The organism is Photobacterium sagamiensis, assembly GCF_050337085.1.
Classification (GTDB): domain Bacteria; phylum Pseudomonadota; class Gammaproteobacteria; order Enterobacterales; family Vibrionaceae; genus Photobacterium; species Photobacterium sagamiensis.
Map to the genome: position 1 here is coordinate 94948 of NZ_JAKJSP010000022.1, position 14659 is coordinate 109606.

Below are 14659 nucleotides of genomic sequence, written 5' to 3' on the forward strand. Positions count from 1 at the left end.
GCGACGCGCATGGCAAAGCTAAAAGCAGAACACCTGGCCAAAAGTTATAATGGCCGAAAAGTCGTCTCGGATGTAAGCCTTGAAGTAGAATCTGGCAAGATTGTCGGGCTACTAGGGCCAAACGGTGCGGGTAAAACCACCTCTTTCTACATGATTGTAGGCTTAGTCGCTCGCGATGAAGGTAAAATTACGATTGATGATGTCGACATTAGCTTACAGCCAATGCACAACCGTTCACGAATGGGGATTGGCTACTTACCGCAAGAAGCCTCAATCTTCCGTCGCCTGAGCGTTCACGACAACCTGATGGCAGTCCTGCAAACCCGCAAGGAACTGACCAAAGAAGAACGCCAGGATAAACTGGAAGAATTACTGGATGAATTCAACATTCAGCACATTCGTAACAGCTTAGGTATGGCATTATCCGGTGGTGAACGCCGACGGGTAGAAATCGCACGTGCGTTAGCGGCTAACCCTAAATTCATTCTTCTTGATGAACCTTTCGCCGGGGTTGACCCAATATCTGTGATCGACATCAAAAAGATCATTGTCCATTTACGCGATCGTGGGCTTGGCGTCCTAATTACCGATCATAATGTTCGAGAGACACTGGATGTGTGTGAACATGCCTACATTGTAAGTCAGGGGCAATTGATTGCTCATGGTACGCCATCTGATGTATTAAATGATGAACATGTAAAACGCGTCTATCTGGGTGACCAGTTCCGTCTATAGTTATAAATAGGGACGAACTAAAGGCGAGAGGCTTAGTACTTGGTACGAGATGCTCGACACTCAGCTCCACGCACAAAACAATAATGACAAGGTGCATAAACACGAATGAAAACCTCGCTCCAGCTTAAGCTAGGCCAACAATTGGCAATGACGCCACAATTGCAGCAAGCCATACGTTTGTTACAGTTATCTAGCTTGGATCTTCAGCAAGAGATCCAGGAAGCCTTAGACGGAAATCCATTGCTGGAACTCGAGGAAAGCCCCAATGACACCGAGTCATCAACCGATGACAAAGCCAATGAGTCGGCCAGTGCTGAGCTTACCGCTTCAGAACAACCGTCATCAGAAAACACCGCTTCCGACAATGAGCAAAGCGAACCTGAACCGTTCGACACCTCAGACGTCATAGAAAAAAATGAAATGCCAGAAGAGCTCCCGGTAGACACCACCTGGGACGATGTCTACAGTGCCGGCACCGGCACTACAGGTATCGCGATGGATGATGAGATGCCGATCTATCAGGGGGAAACGACCGAGTCGCTTCAGGATTACCTGATGTGGCAGGTTCAGCTGACGCCGTTTAGTGAAACGGATGTAGCCATTGCTACCGCCATTATCGATGCTGTTGATGACAAGGGCTATCTCACTTGCTCTGCCGAAGATATTCAAGAGAGTATGGGCGACGACGAGGTCGAACTCGACGAAGTCGAAGCCGTATTAAAACGCGTACAACAGTTTGACCCGCTCGGTGTAGCATCTCGCAATTTACAAGAATGCCTGTTGCTCCAGCTCGCCACTTACCCCGGTGATACGCCATGGCTCGCTGAAGCCAAGATGCTGTTAAAAGATCATATCGGCTTGCTCGCAAACCGGGATTATCGACAATTGATGCGGGATGCTAAATTAAAAGAACCCGATCTGAAGTCAGTGATGCAGCTGATCCATGACTTAGACCCGCGTCCGGGTAACCGGGTCGTGCCATCAGAAACAGAATACGTTATTCCCGATGTTTCCGTGTTTAAAGATCATGGAAAATGGATCGTTACCGTCAACCCTGATAGCGTGCCACGTATTCGTGTTAACCAGCAATACGCGGCCTTGAGCAAGAGCACGCGTAACAGTGCTGACAGTCAGTTTATTCGTACCCATTTACAAGATGCTAAGTGGTTGATCAAAAGTTTAGAAAGCCGTAACGAAACCCTGCTAAAAGTTTCCCGCTGTATTGTTGAACACCAGCAAGACTTCTTTGACTACGGCGAAGAAGCGATGAAACCTATGGTACTCAATGATATTGCGCTTGCCGTAGAGATGCATGAATCCACTATTTCACGTGTCACAACCCAGAAATACATGCATACTCCACGCGGTATATTTGAATTGAAATACTTCTTCTCAAGTCACGTTAGTACGGATAACGGTGGTGAGTGCTCATCAACCGCAATCCGGGCACTAGTGAAGAAACTGGTTGCTACTGAAAATCAAGCTAAGCCACTAAGTGATAGCAAGATTGCTACGTTATTGGCGGAACAGGGGATCATGGTTGCAAGACGAACAATTGCAAAGTACCGTGAATCTCTAGCCATTCCGCCATCTAATCAGCGAAAACGTCTGATTTAATCAGATGCCAACAGAAGGAAGATGTCTATGCAAATCAATCTCACTGGGCACCATGTTGAAATTACCCAATCACTTCGTGATTACGTCACCACTAAGTTCGACAAACTAGAGCGCTTTTTCGATAAAATCAATAATGTTCATGTGATTTTAAACGTAGATAAATTACAGCAAGGGGCAGAAGCAACCTTGCACATCAATAGTGGTGAAATCCACGCCAAAGCGGATTCTGAAAATATGTATGCCGCTATCGACGCATTGACGGATAAACTCGTTCGTCAATTAAACAAACACAAAAATAAACTCAATAGTCACTGACCATGCACCTGAGTACTGTATTAAGCCTGGACTGCACTAAAAGTGCAGTCCACTGCTCCAGCAAAAAACGCGCTCTTGAAATTATCAGCGAGATTGCGGCTGAACACTTAGAGCAAAATCCGCACCCCCTATTTGAATGCATGCTGAATCGCGAGAAAATGGGCAGTACTGGAATTGGCAATGGCATCGCGATCCCCCATGGGCGGATCAATAACAGTGATCAGGCCATCGCTATCCTGATCCAATGTCAGGATCCCATCCAGTTCGACGCGATCGATAACCAGCCCGTTGATCTGCTTTTTGCCCTGCTCGTGCCTGATGCACAATGCAAAGAGCATTTAAAAACCTTGTCCAGCATGGCTGAAAAGCTCAGCAATAAGCAAGTTTGTAAGCAATTACGAACTGCTAAAAGCGACGAAGAGCTTTATCAAATCATGACCCATGAATCATAGTCTTATAAGTTGCCCCCTAGTATTTGAGGTATGTCTGCCATGATGTTAATGGTCGTAAGTGGTCGTTCCGGATCCGGAAAGTCAGTCGCTCTGCGCGTACTGGAGGATCTCGGCTACTACTGCGTAGATAATCTGCCGGTTAACCTGTTACCGCAATTTATCCGCTCCGTCGAAGATTACCAGCAAGATATTGCGGTCAGCATTGACGTCCGTAACATGCCAACAGCGCCTGGCGAGATCCAGAAAACCCTTGATTCGCTCAGTAACCAGCTCGACGTCAACGTGATTTTTCTCGATGCCGATGACAAAGAGCTGGTCAAGCGCTATAGCGAAACTCGTCGTCTGCACCCGCTTTCACGAAAAAACATGAGCTTAGAGCAAGCCATTCAATCGGAAAGTTCGATTATGGCGGAGCTGAAAGAACATGCCGATCTGGTGATTGATACCACCAATAAATCCATTCATGATCTGAGTGAAACAGTACGCTCAAGAGTGCTTGGACGCGATTCGCGGGAGCTTATCCTGGTATTTGAATCTTTCGGTTTTAAGCACGGTTTACCAACGGATGCTGATTATGTGTTTGATGTCCGTTTCCTGCCCAATCCGCATTGGGTACCCGAACTCAAACCACAAACGGGGCTGGATCAAGGCGTCAAAGAGTATCTGTCCGGCCACACCGAAGTGATCCAGCTTATCTACCAAATCCGTAATTTTATAGAAACCTGGCTTCCGATGCTGGAAAAGAACAATCGCAGCTATGTGACCGTCGCCATCGGGTGTACCGGCGGTCAGCACCGCTCTGTCTATGTCGCCCAGCAACTGGCCGAGCATTTCCAGCATAGCGGCCAGCAAGTACAGATCCGCCATCGCACGTTAGAAGGGAAATCATGACATTCCTGAGCCGTGAACTGTTTATCAAAAACCGGTTAGGACTGCACGCCAGAGCGGCAATCAAACTGGTTGAATTAGCACAAAGTTTTGAATCCACAGTAACCATCAGTAACGATGAAAAAAATGCAACGGCTGACAGTGTCATGGGCTTGTTAATGCTGGAGTCTGCACAGGGGCAGCAGGTGAGAGTCAGTGCCGAAGGTAATGACGCCCAAAAGGCATTGGATGCCGTGACCGCATTGATTGAAGCGGGCTTTGATGAAGAAAACTAATGGATTAATACCAAATCCATTAATTATCTGATCAATTAAGCGAGAGTTAATGAAATAGGTATAATCGCTAAATTTGCAAATTAACAGATAACGTGAGGTGATTATGGCAGAAATGCTCTCGATCTGCGGCCATAATCCTATTTTCCCATAACCCATCCCCTTCAGCCATCTGTAAAATATGCCTTTCCTCTTAGATCTGGCGGGACAACCACCTTACTATTACGTTAAAATTCCTTCGTTAAAGTTTCTGCGTTAAATTTATTGCGCCATCAAATCACAAGGTCCCATGCCTATGGCGGATGTCTTAGAACAAGATCAGACCCATCAAACACTACAAGAAGTCAACAAGGCCCTGGAAAACGGGATGTTTGTCCATGTACGCCGTATGCTTCAGGAAATGGAGCCGGAGGATATTGCACACCTGCTGGAAGCCTCTCCGCCTAAAGAGCGCCAGGTATTATGGCAGCTCACCGATCCGGAAGAGCAAGGTGAGATCCTTGATGAGCTTTCTGAAGATGTAAAAGACGGCATCGTCTCGCAAATGGATCCAGAGAAACTGGCGGCCGTTACCGAGGGGATGGAAAGTGATGATGTCGCCTACGTTCTGCGTAGCCTGCCTGATGAACGGTATCAGGAAGTACTGGCGCAGATGGATGCCACCGATCGCCATCGGATTGAAAAAGCCCTCGCCTATCCGGAAGAAACCGCCGGTGGGATGATGAGTACCGACTTCATCACAATCCGTGGTGATGTTACCGCCGACGTAGTATTGCGTTACCTGCGTATGAAGGGTGAATTGCCAGAGGCCACCGATGCCCTTTACGTGGTTGACCAGAATGAACAGTTAATAGGTCACCTTTCACTGGCGGCGCTGATCACCGCCCAGCCGGACATCGAAATCCGTGAAGTGATGGAGGATGCCGATGAAGCGATCCCCGTTGATATGGACGACAGTGAAATCGCCAACCTGTTTGAGCGACGTAATTGGCTATCAGCCCCTGTTGTGGATACCAATAACCACCTGGTCGGTCGTATCACCATTGATGACGTGGTCGATATTATTCGTGAAGATGCCGAGCACTCGATGATGAGTATGGCGGGTCTGGATGATGATGAAGATACCTTTGCCCCGGTAATGAAGTCAGCCCGACGCCGGAGTATCTGGCTCGGGGTGAATGTTCTCGCCGCGCTGGCTGCAGCCTCCGTCTCTAACCTTTTTGAAGAAACGTTAGATCAAATGGCAGCCATTGCGATTTTAATGACCATTGTGCCATCGATGGGCGGGGTTGCCGGAAACCAAACCGTCGCTCTGGTTATTCGCGGTTTAGCCGTCGGTCACATCGGTGATTCGAACACCCGCTGGCTACTCAGTAAAGAAGCTCGGGTGGGCCTGATTAACGGCCTGTTGTGGGCATTCATTATTGGTGGGGTTGTTGTCGTGTGGAAGGGGAACCTGGTTCTCGGCGTGATCATTGCCGGCGCTATGCTGACCAACCTGTTAGTGGCAGGTATTGCTGGCGTAACGATCCCGGTTATGCTCAAGAAGTTTAATATAGATCCGGCACTGGCTGGCGGGATGGCCCTGACAACCATTACCGATATCGTCGGCTTATCGGTCTTCCTGGGATTAGCGACGATATTTTTGATCTAGAGGTGTGAGTTACTCGTTTCGAGAAGCGAGTATCGAGAAATAAAAAAGCGAGAGCCAAGGCTCTCGCTTTTTTGTTTTAGAATCTGGGCCCTGGGCCTTGCAAGCAGGATTCAGTAACCGAACTTCGTCATTCCGTAAAGTGAGGGACGAACTTATACGGAATCTAAGGCGCACACGGTTAGAACTGGATCCCGGATATCTCGTGCCTCGATTCCGGGATGACATGTTTAAGCACTTCAACGATTCATAGTTTATATGAAAGAATACTAGAAACTAGAAACTAGAAACTAGAAACTAGAAACTAGAAAAGCCTATAAAAAAAACGAGGTAATAACCTCGGTTTTTTTATTGATTCAGCCCCTTACTCGCCGGCGATTTTCATCGTATCGAGCAAAATTGATCCGGTCAGGATCTGACTGCGTGTTTCGGTATCAGTACCAATCGCAACGATATTTTGCATCATATCTTTAAGATTGCCGGCAATCGTAATTTCACTTACCGGGTATTGGATTTCGCCATTTTCAACCCAGAAGCCAGCCGCACCACGGGAATAATCGCCATTAACGATATTTACCCCTTGCCCCATTAGCTCAGTAACCAACAGTCCGCGATCCATTTTTTTCAGCATCTGGGCAAAACTTTCACCCGTCGATTTCACCAGCCAGTTATGAATACCACCGGCATGGCCGGTTGGCTGGCGGCCCATTTTTCGTGCCGCGTAGCTGGTCATCAGGTAGGTTTGCAACACGCCGTCTTTGATAATTTCCAGATCGTGTGTCGCCAACCCTTCGCTATCAAATGGCGTACTTGCCATTCCCCGCAAAATATGTGGTCGCTCACTGATATTCAGCCAGTCAGGGAAAATCTGCTCACCCAGTTGATCTAGCAGGAAAGACGACTTGCGGTATAAATTCGAACCGCTGATCCCCATAACCAGATGGCCAAACAGACCTGTCGCAATATCGGCGGCAAACATCACTGGAGCTTCACGCGTTGACAGTTTCTGCGCATCAACACGGCCAACGGTACGCTCTGCAGCATGCTGGCCGACACGTTCCGGCGTCCAAAGATCAGAGGCAACACGTGAGGTGGTGTAGCTATAGTCACGCTCCATCTCACCATTTTTACCCACTGCAATCACACAGCAGCTGGTACTGTGGCGACTGGATGCATAACTGGCTAACATGCCATGGCTGTTACCATAAACACGCACGCCATAATGGCTATCATAGCTTGCGCCATCGCTCTGTTTAATGCGAGGGTCAAAATCCAGTGCCGCTTGCTCTGCGGCAATGGCAATTGAAGCGGCGTGATCCGGCTCGGGTTCATCTGGATGGAACAGATCTAAATCCGGAATATCTTTCGCCATCAGCTCTGCAGGTGCAGGGCCGGCAAAAGGATCTACAGACGTATAGTGGGCAATATCCAGTGCCGCCGCGACGGTTTGCGCAATGGCCTGCTCACTGAGATCCGACGTCGAGGCACTGCCTTTTCGCTGGCCGCGATAGACGGTAATACCCAGCGCGCCATCACTATTAAATTCCACATTTTCCACCTCACACATTAAGGTAGAAACACTGATCCCAGTGGTTTTATTAATAGCAACTTCAGCAGCATCCGCTTGTTTGCCTGCGAGTTCTAAAGCTCTCGCGACCGCAGCTTCCAGCTCAACGCGCTGCTGTGCGACCTGTTCTCTTACGTCCATAAAATCACTTTATCTGGGTTTGATACTTATAGGATAACATCGCAAGTGAGGAATTTACGCCCAAAATCGTTATTAAACTGATAAAATAGATTGATTAGCATTTTTAGTGAGCCTGTTATGAGCCGTAAAAACCAAAAAGCCCCATGGGAAAAGGAAGAAGAGATCATCTGGGTAAGTAAAACCGAGATGAAACGTGACATGGATGAGTTACAAAAACTGGGTGAAGAGCTTGTTGCTTTAACACCTAATGGACTAGCAAAGATCCCCCTTGATGAAGACTTATTGTCTTCAATCAAAGATGCGCAACGCTTTAAAAATGAAGCGCGCCGTCGTCAACTTCAATACATCGGCAAAGTAATGCGTTCTATTGATATTGAACCCATTCAGGCGGCACTTGATAAGCTAAATAACAAGCATTCGCAGATGACAGTGGCACTCCATAAACTGGAGCAAAAACGCGATCGGCTAATCGAAAATGGCGACAGCATGATCAATGCGATCATGGTTGATCACCCAGATGCAGACCGTCAGCACTTACGTCAGCTCGTGCGCCAGGCAAACAAAGAAAAAGCCCAGAGTAAGCCAGCAAAGGCCTACCGCGAAATCTTCCAGTATCTGAAAGAGCTGTACCTCGAAAACTAAAGGCTGCAATGCAAGCTGACAGTAATCGCTATAAACCAATAATAAAAACGCCGGCAAATTGCCGGCGTTTTTGTATTCACCGTGATGGCGCTATGGGGATCACTCGGTACCGCCAACCGTCATAGCATCAATCTTCAGGGTTGGTTGACCCACACCAACCGGGACACTCTGGCCCGCTTTACCACAAACCCCAACGCCCAGGTCGATACTGAGATCGTTACCCACCATCGACACCTGTTGCATCGCTTCAATGCCGTTACCAATCAAGGTTGCCCCTTTAATTGGACGAGTCACCTTACCGTTTTCAATCAGGTAAGCTTCAGAGGCAGAGAACACAAATTTACCTGAGGTAATATCAACCTGACCACCACCAAAGTTAGGCGCGTAAATACCCTTCTCAACACTGGCAATGATTTCTTCCGGCGTGTGCTCTCCCGGCAGCATATACGTGTTCGTCATACGAGGCATCGGCAGGTGTGCATAAGACTCACGACGACCGTTACCCGTCGGTGCGACGCCCATCAGACGTGCATTCAACTTATCCTGCATATAGCCTTTCAGCTTACCGCCTTCAACCAGTACGTTGTATTGGCCAGGGGTACCTTCATCATCAATATTAACCGAACCACGGCGATTAACTAATGTACCATCATCAACAATCGTACAGAGCGGTGATGTTACCTGCTCTCCCATATGACCGGAGAACATTGAAGAGCCCTTACGGTTAAAATCACCCTCCAGGCCATGGCCAACAGCTTCGTGCAATAATACACCCGGCCAACCTGATCCCAATACCACGGGCATCGTACCGGCAGGGGCTGCATCGGCATCCACATTCACCAGCGCCTGACGAATAGCTTCATCGGCATAACCCAGCGCGACTTTCTGACCATTTTCTTCACTCAGGAAGTGCTCATAGCCATAACGACCTCCACCGCCTGCGCTGCCACGCTCACGCTTATCGCCTTTTTCCACCAGCACACTGATAGACAGCCGCACTAAGGGGCGAATATCGGCGGCATAGGTGCCGTCAAGAGCCGCCACCAGCACTTGCTCATAAACACCATTAATGCTGACCGATACTTCCTTAATCAATGGCTCTTTGGCGCGAATGTAGCGGTCGATCTCTTCAAGCAACGCAATTTTCTGGAACTTATCAAGGCTGCCAAGCGGATCTACCGGCGCATAAATGCCTGATGGTGTTACCGGGCTGAAAGCCTTAACACTGCCATTGCCGCCCTGGCGTACAATGCCCCGGGCTGCTTTGGCACTTTGGGTTAGTGCTAACTGGTTGATCTGATCTGAATAAGCAAAGCCGGTTTTTTCTCCGGCAACCGCTCGCACCCCAACACCCCGATCGATATTGAATGAACCATCTTTAATAATACTGTCTTCCAGTACTAACGATTCATGCCAGCATGACTGAAAATAGATATCAGCATAGTCAACGTCTCGGGCCGCTATCATACTTAAGATATTATGAAGCTCTTCACGCCCTAACCCTGATTGGGCTAGCATGGTCTTTTCTACAGTATTCAGAGTCATTTATTCTGCTCTTGTAATTTATCGCTGGTGCACACTAAAACGTGCGTGCTGATCCAACGGCATATTGGTTCGGATTGTCTGGTTCAGACCTAAATCGATATCAGCAGTCAGCACCCCTGTACCTTGCTGCTGACAAGCCACAATTTGTCCCCAGGGATCGACGATCATCGAATGTCCCCAGGTTTCTCTGCCTTCATTGTGTTCGCCCCACTGTGCAGCCGCAACTACCCAGCACTGGGTTTCCACCGCCCGCGCCCGTAATAATACGTCCCAGTGGGCTTTCCCGGTCACTTTCGTAAATGCCGCTGGTATCACGATGATATCGGCCCCTTGCTCTCTCAGTGCGGTATATAGCTGAGGGAATCGCACATCATAACAGATCGACAAGCCAATATTGCCAAAGGGGGTGGAGACAACTTTAACTTCATCGCCAGCCTTGAACGTATCCGACTCGCGATAGCTGTGGTGCTGATCTTCCACTTCGACATCAAACATATGGAGTTTGTTGTAATGCGCCTGACACCGTCCCTGATCATCAAACAGTAAAGTGGTGGCCGTCATGGTGCCATCCGGCTGACGGATCGGCATCGATCCTATCAACAACCAGATCCCCAGCTGCTTCGCAATACCTGCCAGCTCAGTTTGTAACGGCCCATCGCCAAGCGGTTCTGCATGGCGCTGATAATCTTCCTGCGAGCCAAACACCAGGGTATTTTCCGGTGTTAAGACTAACCGTGCTCCTTGCAATTGCAGCCCTTTAAGCTTTTTCTTAAGCTTACGAAGGTTAACCTCAGGATCGGAACCTGAATTCATCTGTACTACACCGACTTTTGCCATGACCTACTCCCTGAGCCAATCTCTTCTATTATCGTTAGTTCTTCTTGTTTTAAAGGTATTGATGCTTTCTGTTATTTCGTACTGCCGTTACTTCTCCTCGACGGATTCAGACAGCGAATACTCACCTTTAAATCGCGAACGCTCAGTAACCGTTGGCGATTCAATGGGTCCTTTCACGATATAGTTGATCTGAGTAAAGACATCCACCACCGGTGACAGAGCCGTTGAAATGGCAAACACAAGAACCGCGGTTTGCGGGGCTACCGCAAAAGCCGTTAACACCGGAATACCCGATGTAAAATCAGGGGTAAATTTCACCCGTGCATCAACGGTCTCATTGACAAGATTAGCAGTTCCCTGGATAAACATATCACCAGCCAAGGTCTCCATCTCGATGTTATCACTTTTAAAAATACCCTTGGTGATCTTGCCGGAACCTTTGATGTAGTTAAATGCCAATCCGTCATCAAATATTCCGGTGAAATCCAACTGCATCTTACGCAAAATCGAATCAATACTGAATAAGCCCAGCAAACGCCCGGCACCTCCCACCTCGCTGATGATCCCTTTACCCGTTTCGGTCTTCAATTCTCCGGTTAAGGTTTCCCGGTGTATCGCCCAAGGAGCACCTTGCCACTGAATAGAGGCATAGCTGCTGAATGAGGCATCCTGGATCCCGCCGGATATACCAAATCGCCCCATCAGATCAGAGCTGTTTTCACCTTCAATATCAAAGGCAATTTGGGTCTCATTCTGAACACCATCTAATGTCCAGTGACCATCAAGATTCAGTGCCGTTGTTCCCGAATTCACTTCCAGATTCTGTAACACTAAGGTGTTCTCGTCCCGGTACAACTTTCCAGACACTTTGCCTAACCGGTACCCTTGCAACCAGGCATCCTGGATTTGCAGATCAATGTCAGGCATATGGGCCATCATGCTACGGTCAAAATCCGTCGCAGGTGGTGCATCCTGCTGTGGCACATATTTCTGTTGCGGCTGTTGTTGGTCCACCGGCTGAAAAGCATCAATATTCAGGTGCATTTTCTCCAGCGCGATATTGATCGGCGCACCTTGTGGCCAGAACGCCTCGCCTGTCAGCTCACGGCTACCAAGGATAAAATGCCATTGTTGCTGCTTTTTGCGGACCGCCAGCGAAACATCGTTCCAATCTAAGGTGGCCAGTTTTAGTTTTTTGATCTGAGCATTAATACGGGTAGGTATCGGCAACTCCGGAAATGCGCTCACTTTGCCTTTTGCCGCCGCTTCTCGTTCGCTGTCTCTCACTTCATTAACAACATCGATCCACTTATCGCCATCAAACTTATTGCTGTTAATGCGTATTCCATGCCCTTTTAATGGCTGCTTACGTAGCGCACTTTCACCGATATTCAGCAAACTGCTCTGAATAACCAATCGTTCTGGTTGTAAGTTAATCTGAGCCTGGTAATTACCATCCGGTACAATAATGTTTCCCGACAGTAACTCGGCATTACCAGAGGCATTAACCGTCGCAAACTGAGTCGATGATGGTGATAACGGGTGTCGCAACGGATAAGGCAACTGGCTATTAATCTGCCCGAGCGCCGCTTTCAGCGCGACATCATAATTAAAGCCGGTATCATGTAAGCTGATCCCAACGGTTGCCTGCCATTCACTACGACCAGAAACATGTCTCAATAAGGGATCATTAAATTGTTGCTGAAGTGGCGAGACTTGCCAGTCCCCTCCCAAATCAATATCCAGCTGATACCCCGTATCAACGCTGTTGCCGTTAAAGCCGAATGTCACCGGCTGAGCCAGCAACATCCCCTTAATGTCCTTCGCATTAATAATATCGTTATCAAAACTCAACTGACCATTAACCTGATCCAGTTGTATCGGCGGGGTGTCTATCGCAAGCTGGTTATCAGCAAGGCTGGCCTTGCCCCAGGCGCGAACCTCACTGCCGTCGAATGGGATATCCAGCTGAAAACGTGAACTTACCGGTCCACTCACTTGTACGGTCGTCAGCGCTGCCCCGACGGAATCCACCAGCGGAGTCGACATCATATAGTCGCGGACATCTCCGCCTTGGGCTGCAACATCAATATCTAATTTCAGGTGACCGCCAGCACTCAGCTCTGCCGCCCCCGTCACCCGGGATGCGGTTGCTCCCATGGTTTGAGCATGGCGAGAATCGAGATACATGAAGTCATTTTCAAATAACAGATCAAGTTGCAAATCAGTCAGTAACGGCCAGTTGGTATCAAAACTGAATTTTGCTTTTTCCAGCTGCACATTGGCCTGGAATACCCCCGCATGATTGCTATAGGGAAAATCAGCTAACTCACCATACCAAAGCAATTGTGCGCCTTGTGCCTGACCACCACGAATCGCAGCCGACAGGTAATCAGTCAGATCTCGGCCCAAAGCCAGGGTCGGTAAATAGCGCCAGGTTTCACCGGCATTATTAATAGAAGCCTCGCCATAAAATGATAGCCAGGCAGGCTGCTGAGCCGGAAAATCAAGACGGAATTCGCCATTGGCTTTGAGATGCGGTGTCGCCACCTGTAATTTATCGCTCCATAGGCGCCAGCCCTGCTCATTCACCTGCCAGTAAGCCGTTACTTCACCGCGGTCAATATTCAGGGGGGCCTGGAACACATTGCCATAGGGCAATTGATCATCTTGTAAACTCAGGACGGCTTTGCCTGATGTCATATCCCCGGCAATGTTGGCATTCAGCTTATGTACTTCAGGCAACAGTTCCCATTGCTGCATCCCAAATTGTTGCAGCTGTGCTGAAAATTGCGGTGACCGATCCTGCTTGCTTGCAATGCGAAGATCTGACAATTTGCCCGTCGGCTGCAGAGCATTCAACATCGAAGACAAGCTATTGTCTGCCGGCAGAAAACTGATAAATGGCATCAGACGTTCCAGCTCAACCACACTAACAGCAACCTGCCACTCATCGGGTTGCCACTGTGCAGCAATATCAAATTTAGGCCATAGCAGCTTATCGGTTTGTATTCTCAGCTGATCACTGTCAATGCGCCAGACCGTTTGACCTTGCGGCAGAAAGTGCGGTGTCAATGCGATCAGGCCTTGCTGTATCCTGAACTCATGTGTTTTCTCGCCAGCTTGCCATTGCACATAGCTGTCTTTCAGGCTTACCCGACTATTGGTGAACTGGCCATCTAACAGATCCAGCCACATCTCAAAATCAAGATCACTGGCGGTAATATCTGTCACACCGGACAATCTTTTATTCAACCAGGGCGTCAGGGACAAATTCTGGGCCCGGGCATAAATGCTGCCAGACAAGCTGGGCAAATCACCCTTCTCTGATAAGTTAGCAATCACTTTCAGTTGGTTGAAGTGGGTACCCGCAATGCTGATAACGCCTTCAGCAAGATGCTTGCCTTGAATGTTTTTCCACTTCAGTTCACTGATATCAATTCGTTTTTTATCACCACCAGGCGTCCACAGCGTCACTTTTGAATCGGTTAGTGAAAAATTGCCAAGACGAATGAAAAAAAACTGTTCCAGTCGCTGGGCAATAGAGATGTCGGCATCTGAGGGTTTCTTTGCAGCGAGAGAAGGAATGTTGGGATCAAAGCCCGGTAACTGAGTCAAATCGATATCCAGCTGGCGAATACCAATATCTTTGAAGATCGGACGAAGATGTAATGCCGATTGCCATAAATCAAACTGTAAATCGACTTCGTTGATAGTCGCTAAAGGTTCTGCATTATCGGTCGGAGAAAGCCCGATCCCCTGGAGTTGTATCGACGGGCCAAAGCTGCGCCAATGACCTTCAACATTGTCAACTTGCAGGCTCATGTCGGCTTGTTCGGAAGCCCATTGACGGATCGGCTCACGGAATTCATTTAACTGAGGAAGAAAAAGACGCAGACCACTAATCGCAATAGCGGCCAGTACTAACAGAATCAGTACCAGCCACATTAATCCACGTACCAGACGAACTGGAACTGTTGTCACTCAATAGCCTCGC

General features: G+C 48.4%; 12 protein-coding genes. 8 read left to right on the top strand and 4 right to left on the bottom strand.

From position 1 onward, the window contains the following. Positions 1 to 9 precede the first annotated feature (9 nt). The 7 genes from lptB (at position 10) to mgtE (ending at position 5933) form a co-directional block, all read left to right on the top strand. Positions 10 to 735, top strand: coding sequence for an LPS export ABC transporter ATP-binding protein (lptB, locus tag L4D76_RS11250; RefSeq protein ID WP_428440992.1), 726 nt, complete (start codon positions 10 to 12; stop codon positions 733 to 735). Between the two features lie 105 nt (positions 736 to 840). Further along, positions 841 to 2352, top strand: a complete 1512-nt coding sequence (locus L4D76_RS11255) for an RNA polymerase factor sigma-54 (protein ID WP_428440993.1) — start codon at positions 841 to 843, stop codon at positions 2350 to 2352. Positions 2353 to 2379: 27 nt separating this feature from the next. After that, positions 2380 to 2667, top strand: a complete 288-nt coding sequence (gene hpf, locus L4D76_RS11260) for a ribosome hibernation promoting factor (protein WP_428440994.1) — start codon at positions 2380 to 2382, stop codon at positions 2665 to 2667. Between the two features lie 2 nt (positions 2668 to 2669). Next, positions 2670 to 3119 (top strand): PTS IIA-like nitrogen regulatory protein PtsN, encoded by a 450-nt coding sequence (gene ptsN / locus L4D76_RS11265; RefSeq protein WP_428440995.1) that lies wholly within the window; start codon positions 2670 to 2672, stop codon positions 3117 to 3119. Positions 3120 to 3158: 39 nt separating this feature from the next. After that, positions 3159 to 4010, top strand: coding sequence for an RNase adapter RapZ (gene rapZ / locus L4D76_RS11270; protein ID WP_428440996.1), 852 nt, complete (start codon positions 3159 to 3161; stop codon positions 4008 to 4010). Continuing rightward, positions 4007 to 4282 (top strand): HPr family phosphocarrier protein, encoded by a 276-nt coding sequence (locus L4D76_RS11275; protein WP_428440997.1) that lies wholly within the window; start codon positions 4007 to 4009, stop codon positions 4280 to 4282. The genes rapZ and L4D76_RS11275 overlap by 4 nt, the downstream gene beginning before the upstream one ends. A 292-nt stretch (positions 4283 to 4574) precedes the next feature. Beyond that, positions 4575 to 5933, top strand: a complete 1359-nt coding sequence (gene mgtE, locus L4D76_RS11280; RefSeq protein WP_428440998.1) for a magnesium transporter — start codon at positions 4575 to 4577, stop codon at positions 5931 to 5933. Between the two features lie 361 nt (positions 5934 to 6294). Here the strand turns inward: mgtE and pmbA are convergent, their stop codons facing one another. After that, positions 6295 to 7638: a metalloprotease PmbA gene (pmbA, locus tag L4D76_RS11285; protein WP_428440999.1), complete on the bottom strand. Its 1344-nt coding sequence runs from the start codon at positions 7636 to 7638 to the stop codon at positions 6295 to 6297. 117 nt (positions 7639 to 7755) lie between these two features. Here pmbA and yjgA point away from each other — a divergent pair, with 117 nt between their 5' ends. Beyond that, entirely contained in the window at positions 7756 to 8280 is a 525-nt protein-coding gene (gene yjgA, locus L4D76_RS11290; protein WP_428441000.1) for a ribosome biogenesis factor YjgA, read from the top strand. A 99-nt stretch (positions 8281 to 8379) separates the two neighbouring features. Here the strand turns inward: yjgA and tldD are convergent, their stop codons facing one another. The 3 genes from tldD to L4D76_RS11305 form a co-directional block, all read right to left on the bottom strand. Then, the gene (gene tldD / locus L4D76_RS11295; protein WP_428441001.1) at positions 8380 to 9825 is read right to left on the bottom strand and encodes a metalloprotease TldD; all 1446 of its coding nucleotides are present in this window, start codon (positions 9823 to 9825) and stop codon (positions 8380 to 8382) included. Between the two features lie 18 nt (positions 9826 to 9843). Then, on the bottom strand, positions 9844 to 10662 hold the full coding sequence (locus L4D76_RS11300; RefSeq protein ID WP_428441002.1) for a carbon-nitrogen hydrolase family protein: 819 nt from the start codon (positions 10660 to 10662) through the stop codon (positions 9844 to 9846). Positions 10663 to 10749: 87 nt separating this feature from the next. After that, positions 10750 to 14646 carry a YhdP family protein gene (locus tag L4D76_RS11305; RefSeq protein WP_428441003.1) on the bottom strand — a complete coding sequence of 1299 codons (3897 nt, stop codon included), beginning with the start codon at positions 14644 to 14646 and terminating at the stop codon, positions 10750 to 10752. Positions 14647 to 14659 lie beyond the last annotated feature (13 nt).

What these genes read in the sequence shown, in the direction of transcription:
- lptB (WP_428440992.1), top strand. Translation starts at nt 10, where the DNA reads ATGGCAAAGCTAAAAGCAGAACACCTGGCCAAAAGTTATAATGGCCGA.
- L4D76_RS11255 (WP_428440993.1), top strand. Translation starts at nt 841, where the DNA reads ATGAAAACCTCGCTCCAGCTTAAGCTAGGCCAACAATTGGCAATGACG.
- hpf (WP_428440994.1), top strand. Translation starts at nt 2,380, where the DNA reads ATGCAAATCAATCTCACTGGGCACCATGTTGAAATTACCCAATCACTT.
- ptsN (WP_428440995.1), top strand. Translation starts at nt 2,670, where the DNA reads ATGCACCTGAGTACTGTATTAAGCCTGGACTGCACTAAAAGTGCAGTC.
- rapZ (WP_428440996.1), top strand. Translation starts at nt 3,159, where the DNA reads ATGATGTTAATGGTCGTAAGTGGTCGTTCCGGATCCGGAAAGTCAGTC.
- L4D76_RS11275 (WP_428440997.1), top strand. Translation starts at nt 4,007, where the DNA reads ATGACATTCCTGAGCCGTGAACTGTTTATCAAAAACCGGTTAGGACTG.
- mgtE (WP_428440998.1), top strand. Translation starts at nt 4,575, where the DNA reads ATGGCGGATGTCTTAGAACAAGATCAGACCCATCAAACACTACAAGAA.
- pmbA (WP_428440999.1), bottom strand. Translation starts at nt 7,638, where the DNA reads ATGGACGTAAGAGAACAGGTCGCACAGCAGCGCGTTGAGCTGGAAGCT.
- yjgA (WP_428441000.1), top strand. Translation starts at nt 7,756, where the DNA reads ATGAGCCGTAAAAACCAAAAAGCCCCATGGGAAAAGGAAGAAGAGATC.
- tldD (WP_428441001.1), bottom strand. Translation starts at nt 9,825, where the DNA reads ATGACTCTGAATACTGTAGAAAAGACCATGCTAGCCCAATCAGGGTTA.
- L4D76_RS11300 (WP_428441002.1), bottom strand. Translation starts at nt 10,662, where the DNA reads ATGGCAAAAGTCGGTGTAGTACAGATGAATTCAGGTTCCGATCCTGAG.